This is a genomic window from Microcystis sp. M090S1 (assembly GCF_020246295.1).
GTDB classification, from domain to species: Bacteria; Cyanobacteriota; Cyanobacteriia; order Cyanobacteriales; family Microcystaceae; genus Microcystis; species Microcystis aeruginosa.
Genome location: NZ_JADBTF010000224.1, coordinates 1 through 7,656, shown reverse-complemented (window position 1 = coordinate 7,656; position 7,656 = coordinate 1). Strand labels below are relative to the sequence as shown.

General features: G+C 40.7%; 4 protein-coding genes. All 4 read left to right on the top strand.

Features of this window, described 5'->3' with window-relative positions; translation table 11 throughout:
- The coding region (locus tag IM477_RS10135; protein WP_287731604.1) for a hypothetical protein at positions 1 to 370 on the top strand (370 nt) is incomplete at its 5' end.
- Between the two features lie 90 nt (positions 371 to 460).
- Positions 461 to 745: a DUF4347 domain-containing protein gene (locus IM477_RS10130; RefSeq protein WP_287731603.1), complete on the top strand. Its 285-nt coding sequence runs from the start codon at positions 461 to 463 to the stop codon at positions 743 to 745.
- 268 nt (positions 746 to 1,013) lie between these two features.
- Positions 1,014 to 6,527, top strand: a complete 5,514-nt coding sequence (locus IM477_RS10125; RefSeq protein ID WP_287731602.1) for an SdrD B-like domain-containing protein — start codon at positions 1,014 to 1,016, stop codon at positions 6,525 to 6,527.
- Between the two features lie 188 nt (positions 6,528 to 6,715).
- Positions 6,716 to 7,345: a PEP-CTERM sorting domain-containing protein gene (locus tag IM477_RS10120; RefSeq protein WP_287731601.1), complete on the top strand. Its 630-nt coding sequence runs from the start codon at positions 6,716 to 6,718 to the stop codon at positions 7,343 to 7,345.
- The last annotated feature ends 311 nt before the right edge of the window (positions 7,346 to 7,656 follow it).

Genomic DNA, 7,656 nt, shown 5'->3' with positions numbered 1-7,656 from the left:
TTTATCCCCTGAATTACAGTCAAGCTTAGAGAGTAAAATCAAACAATTTGAGGAGGAAAGAACCATGCCTTTAATGAGTAATATGGAGTTACGAGGAATAGAACGCGGTAAGGAAATCGGTAAGGAAATCGGTAAGGAAATCGGTAAGGAAATTGGTAAGGAAATTGGTAAAGAAATTGGCGCGTTAGAAAAAAGCCGTGATGACATAAAAACAGTTTTAACTGTGCGGTTTGGACAGATTTCTTCAGAAATTGAAGAGATAATCGGCAAAATGACTAACCCTACTATCTTAGAAGAGCTACTAAAATTAGCAGCTACCGCTAATTCTCTCGCAGAATTTAAGCAGTCTTTGGCAAAAATCCAATCCTAGAACTTCTTTAGAAAACGGGTTTCTTCAAGAAACTATTTAGAAACCCGTTTTCTTTGAGAAACCCGTTTTCTTTCTGTTGCAGTTAATGTCATGACTTTTCCCTTTTTGCCGATTCTTCCTGCTGTTGACCATATTTTATTCAATTTTGCTGAATCTGATGGCTTGAGTCAAGTTAATCAGGTGAATAGTGCGAGAAATCAAGGTTTAACCGCACCGGAGTTAAATACTGTAGTTTTCCTCGATGCTGATGTTACCGATTATCAAACCCTACAAGCTGGGGTAATCTCTGGAATCACCACCGTTATTCTCTCTGCCAAGGAAGACGGAATCGAGCAAATCACCGCTTTTTTACAACAAAATCCCCAGATTACCTAATTTGATTTTCTCTGATTCATGAATAAACCTGATGAGAGAAAAAAAAAAAAATAAGCATATTTTATATCCTATTGACGGTAGAAAAAAACGCTCTCAAAATGGTAGAAACGATTAATTGATGGTTTGATAGTTTTTTTTAAGCCTAACCTAGACTGGCTGAGTTTGTGGAAAACAGGCTGACTCGGCTGAATAAATAATACTATAGCAGCCAAAAGCTCTTTCCTTAGGACATTAGGTAAAATCAAAAAAGGAAATTAGGAGGTCAACTATGATTCAGTATTACGGCGATATCACGGGTAATCTTTGGCATGATTTTGACGGGAATGGAACTCAAAACTATGGCTATAGCTATTATGGCTATGAAAAACCTGGATTTGTTGGTTGGACAATTACCCTAACTAAACCTGATGATCCTAGTTTTAGCCAAGTTACATCTGCCGAGAGTTCTGGTTCTTATTCTTTTGGTTCTTTACCCTTGGGAGACTATTTAATAACTGTTACCCTACCCTCTCAAGATTGGGTGCGAACTACAAACTATTATTACAGTACCAATAATTCACAACCCGTTTCTCTTTCTGCTCAATCTTATCCATGGTATGGATCATACAGATTTTATGCCTATGCTCCCTTTGGCTATCGAAAACCGGAAACCCAAATCACAGGTTATCTTTGGAACGATGCTAATAGCAACGGCTATCAAGACTACTACAACAACAGGTCAGAACAAAGTTTAGGAGGCTGGTTAGTTTATCTTGATGCCAACAATAACGGAATTTTAGACACTAATGAAAAAAGAACCTTCACTGATGGTAGTGGTTATTACACCTTTACTGGATTAGAGGGAAATACAAATTATACTGTCAGTGTCGTTAAACAATCTGATAGTTGGCAAACAACTACTGGATACAGCGATACACAAATAATTAGTACCACGACTGGAGAAATTAGTCAAGCTAATTTTGCCTATCGTTTAAGTGATGGTCAAATTCAAGGCAGTTTATGGAATGATGCTAATAGTGACGCGATACAGAATCAAAGCGAGTCTCTTTTAGCAGGATGGACAGTCAATCTTTTACAAAATGGAACCCTTATTAGTAGCACTGTAACCGATAATGGGGGGCGTTATGTTTTTGTCGGAGTTTCTCCAGGAGATTATTCTGTTGAGGTAATTCCCCTAGATGCCAATTGGCAGTTTACTCATTCTCCAGGATTGCCTGTCTCAGTTAGTGCATCTCAGCTAATTGATAATGTAAGCTTTGGCCTATCTAATCCTAATAATACAGGCATTACAGGCACTTATGGGGAAATTAGTGGGGCAGTTTGGAATGATGCTAATGGCGATAACTATCTCGATGAATATGCTCCAACTTCGACTTACTACTACTACTATACTAATTTTGGTTTAGCCGGTTGGACAGTTTTTCTCGATAGTGACAACAATGGTACTTTAGATGCAGGGGAAACCTCAACCAAAACTGATCCCTGGGGACGTTACAATTTTGCTGGGTTAGCATCAGGAGATTACAACGTTACCGTGATTGTCCCCCCCACAGTGCAGTCCTGGCAATCTACAGGAAGTGGCAATTATAATTCTTTTCCATCTGATTCTCGCTTAGTTACCGTTGCTTCGGGTGCAAGCCGAAGCAATATTGACTTTGGCTACAAACAAAATGTTAGCCTCAATTACGGGGATATTACTGGGTATGTCTGGAATGATTTCTATGGAGATGGTGTCTTTGATAACTACTACTACTCTAATGACAAAGGATTAGCCGGTTGGAAAGTAACCTTAGAAGATGTAAGCGGACAAACTGTTCAAACCACCCTAACTGATAAGTATGGTTATTACGGGTTTACAGGAGTTTCTTCGTTTACTTCTTCCCCTCCTTCTTCTTTAGTTTATGATGTTAATACAGGTTACTATGACGATCCAAGCACAGGTAATGATTATCAGATTAAACCTAATGTTTCCGTTAATTTACCCCAGTACCTAGTCCTCGATTTATTAGGAACAGGAGTTAATTCCTATATTGATCAAGATTCCTACTATAATTCAGGGCAAATTATCGAGTATTCTCCTAATAACTTTTTCTCTTCTGTTTCCCCTGTCCCACCTTCCGATTATTATTTGTACTACGATCAGACAAGTGGTTTATATCAAGGTCCAAGTGGAAACACTTATCAATTTCGACCTTCCGTATTGACTTACGATGCTCAGACAGGTTTGTATTATGATGCCCAGCATGGATTAAATTACCCTAATACTGCTTTTGCTAATGTTAATCCTAGTAACCCGCTTCCTCTTCCTAACGGTAACTATACCGTTACAGTTGAATCACCCGATGGATTAAATACTTGGCAATCCACCCATAGCCCCTCTCAACCCATTGTTTATTCAGGATCGAGTATCTCTGATATTAACTTCGGTTATCAATCTACCTATCGCGATATTTCTGGATTTATCTGGAATGATGTCAACGGCAATGGTACCTGGTGGTATGAGGGACACGAAGCCAATGAAGGCTATTTACCCCATTGGAAAATCAATCTAATCCAAAACGGGCAAATCATTGATAGTACCTACACAGAGACTGATAATTTTGGTTTTGGATGGTACTATTTTGGCAGTCGTCCCTTTGGCGATTATACGGTTAGTGTTGAACTGCCTTCGGCTGATTGGCAGCCAACTCAGGGTAATAATTCTGTTGGTGCTACTTCCGTTTCTTTTACTACATCTGCCCAAAATCCTTATGCTGCCTATAACCGGTTCGGGTTTCAAGGGACTAAGGGAGAAATTAGCGGTTTCCTCTGGGATGATATCGATAAATCGGGTGAGTGGGGCTATGCCTTCACTGGAAACAACTATCAGTTTGAACCAGCTTTAAACGGTTGGACAGTTTACCTCGACCAAAATAATAATAATGTCCGTGATCCAGGAGAAACCAATACCGTCACCGATAACTTAGGCGGCTATGAGTTTAAGGATTTAGTCGCCGGAACCTATCGAGTGAAAGTAGATACCCCTGTGGGTTGGCAATTTACCTTTCCCACTCCTCCCGAAAAAGTCCTGACTATTACCACTAGCGAAATCTTTAGTAAAGTTAACTTTGGTTACGTCCAAGGTAGCGGTAATCGCCCTCCCCAAATCCAAAACCGCCTCTGGGGTCGTTCCATCGTTAATAACGTTACCATTCCGGGAGTATATGTCGATCCCGATGGTAATGCGTTAACCGGTACAGCGACAAAAGCGGATGGAACTTCTCTTCCTCCCTGGTTAACCCTGACGGTTCAATCTAATGGAGACTTAAACCTCAATTCTAATAATCCTCCCCGTTACTTTGTCCCCTTCGATGTCAAAATTGCGGTAACGGACGGACAGGCTAGTATCGATCATATCTTCCGCATCTATCCCAGTTATAGCGGCTTTGTTATTGATAACTATGTCGCTGGGGCGACGGTTTTCTTCGATGCGGATAAAGATGGTGTTCTCGATACGAATGAACCCTTTACTACTACCGATCAAACAGGCTTTTATCTCCTCGATATTCCCCAGAGCTTCGACACTAATGCTAACGGTGTATTTGACCCCGAAGAAGGTCGTCTAGTAGTCTTTGGCGGTGTAGATACAGCAACTGGTTTACCCTTACAAACGCCCCTCACAGCCCTTGCGGGTTCTACTACCATCACCGCTTTAACCTCCCTAGTCGAGAATTTAGTCTCTCAAGGGTTAACGGTAGAACAAGCAAACACAGCAGTAACCACCGCTTTGTCTCTTCCTGCTGGTGTTGATCTTAGCAACATCGATCCCATCGTCGCTACGACTAATAATACGCCAGGAGGAGCGGCAACTTTTGCCGCCTTAGTTCAGGTACAAAACGCCATTACCCAAATTGCGGGACTGTTAGATGGGGCTTCCTCAGCTTCTACGGGAGATATTGTTAAAAATGTCGTTTCAGCCTTGGCTAGTCAAATTCAAGGCGGAACAACCATAGATTTGACCAATGCTACCCAATTACAAACCGTCATTCAAGAAGCGGCGACACTGACCAATAATGTAGATGTTAGCGCGATCGCCGATGGGGCCGCGCAAGTCATCGCAGCAGCCAACCAAAAGATTGAAGACATCGCCGCAAGTACGCCAAATGCGTCTCTACAACAGGAATTTGCTCAAGTCCAAAAAGTGGCTTTGGGTGAAACTACTAACGATTTACAACAAGCCGGGGCTGGAACTAAATCGATTACGGATGTAGTTACAGAGAATACAGGAACGGCTTTAACTGATCAAATTGACAATGCTCAGGTCTTAAGTCAAGCCCCCACTGATGTATCCTTAAACACTTCTTCTATCGCGGAAAATCTTCCTGTAGGTACAGAAGTCGGTACTTTCTCAACAGTTGACCCGGATAGTAGTGAACCCTTTACCTATAGTTTAATCGGGGGTACAGGTAGTACAGATAATAGTCTGTTTCAAATTAGCGGTAATCGCCTTTTAACTAACGCCATCTTCGACTACGAAAGCAAGAATAGTTACAGTATTCGGGTACAAACCTCTGACAGTAACGGTGGCGTTTTCCAGAAAGCTTTGACCATTAATGTCAACGACGTTAACGAAAATGAAAATCCCACCGATTTAAGCCTTAGTAATAATTCTGTCGCGGAAAACTCACCCCTAAATACCCTCATCGGTAACTTCACCACTACTGACCCAGATACGGGTAATACCTTCACCTATAGCCTAGTTACTGGGACAGGAGATACTGATAATAGTCTCTTTACCATCGACGGGAATCAACTCAAAGTTAATGGACTTTTAGACTACGAAACCAAGAATAATTACAGTATCCGGGTTAAAACCACAGACCAAGGCGGTTTGTCTTATGAAAAACAACTCAACGTCAGTGTTAGCGATGTCAACGAAAACCCAACAAATCTCAACCTATCTAACAACACCGTCGCGGAAAACTCACCCCTAAATACCCTCATCGGTAACTTCAACACTACTGACCCTGATACTGGTAATACCTTCACCTATAGCTTAGTTACTGGTATAGGTTCAACTGATAATAGTCTCTTTACCATCGACGGAAACCAACTCAAAACTAATACTCCTCTCAACTACGAAACCAAGAATAATTACAGTATCCGGGTTAAAACCACAGACCAAGGCGGTTTGTCTTATGAGAAACAACTCACCGTCAATATTACCAATATTCCAGAACAAAGGATATCTATTGATAAAAACGCGATTACTTTCGGGACTCCCCTCTCACAATATCGTCAAGGTTGGAGTAACAGTAACCTAGTTCGTCCCAAATTTGCCGATACATTCCGATACATTGACATCACCAATACAGGAGTTAACGACGAAGATATTCTCGCCATTTCCAACATAGAAGTTAAAGCCTCCAACGTTACCACTAACGCTGATTTCAGTCAGGGAGATATCTTACTCAATCCGGGACAAACTTGGCGTGTTCAATTAACTTATGCACCCACCGCAGCGCGAGAAAGCTTTAACCTCAATGATGGTTTAGTTATTCACAGTAACGCTATCAATAACACGGCCTATAATGTCGCCTTAACTGGTAAATCAACCTTTAACAGCGATATTACTTACAATGGTAAAGTAGATCGGGGTGACTTAGCACCATTACAAGCCGCTTTTAACAGTAGTATTGGTGGTTCTAAATACGATCCCACTGCTGATATTAATGGAGACGGTGGAATCAATTTAGGTGACTTCTTAGTCTTAACTTCTGACTACGGACTAAGCTTGATCTAACCTAAATTTCTGGCAACAATAGAGTGTAGGGTGCGTTAGGTCAAAAAACTAAAATTAACCATCCGCCGTAACGCACCACCTCTATCATTAAATTGAGGCATTACCCTATCGCACTTCACACCCTACGAGTGCTAGGAGTGATCTACAACCTGATTTCGTCTTATCCATTCACAAATTGACAGAAAATTATGCCTAATTTAGCCGTTGAATTTAATCTGATAGAAGACATCGCAGGAACCCCCGGTGGATTCCTTAATCAAAATAATCCCTTAAATATAGGCGATCGCTTTTTTGTGCAAGTCTTAATGAGGGATATTCATAGTAATCCTATCGGATTAACTGGTAGTGCTATCAATCTCAATTTTGAAGCCAACAAAATCCAAAATATTGACATTCCTTTTAATCCAGTTGATGATAATAGTCCCTTAGTTACTTCTAAATTTCCTCTCTTTCGAGGAGGAACCTTAAATAACATTAATGGGACAATTACCGACTTAGGGGGAGCATCTTTTCCTGATGCCGGTTTAGGTTCACTCTTGGGACTGAATCAACCAGAACAATTTAGCTTAATGCACTTTCAAGTTATTGGAAAAGGTAGCTCTAATTTAACCCTAAATGTAGATTTGAGTCAAACAATTTTTGCTGATGGAACCTTAGCCGCTAATGATCCAACTAATCCAAGTCAATTCATTCAAATTGTTCCTATTGTCCCCGCAAATTACACTGTAACTATACCTGAACCCAGTCTAAATATAGGTTTATTTATCCTACTAGGCGTTATACCTGTTCTCAAGAAACAGTATGCCAAAAGAGTGTAGGCTGAGTGTTTGCGGCTATCAATTCCGTCAAAAAAACAAAATTAACAATCCGCCGTAACGCACCACCTCTATTATTAAATTGGTGCGTTACGCTATTGTGCTTCATACCCTAGAAGTAAGCGGACAACTCAAATGAACCGAACAACCGCCAATTATGATGAACCCTGGAAAGAAGCATTAAGCGAATATTTTGAAGCGTTTTTCTAGAAAACGAGTTTCTTGAAGAAACCCGTTTTCTGGACTTTAAGACAAAAAAACGTTTTGCTGACAAACTCTATTCAGTTATCAGTTACCAGTTATCAGTTATCAGT

Excerpts from the sequence above, each read along its gene's own strand:
- IM477_RS10120 (WP_287731601.1), top strand. The coding sequence starts at position 6,716 with ATGCCTAATTTAGCCGTTGAATTTAATCTGATAGAAGACATCGCAGGA.
- IM477_RS10125 (WP_287731602.1), top strand. The coding sequence starts at position 1,014 with ATGATTCAGTATTACGGCGATATCACGGGTAATCTTTGGCATGATTTT.
- IM477_RS10130 (WP_287731603.1), top strand. The coding sequence starts at position 461 with ATGACTTTTCCCTTTTTGCCGATTCTTCCTGCTGTTGACCATATTTTA.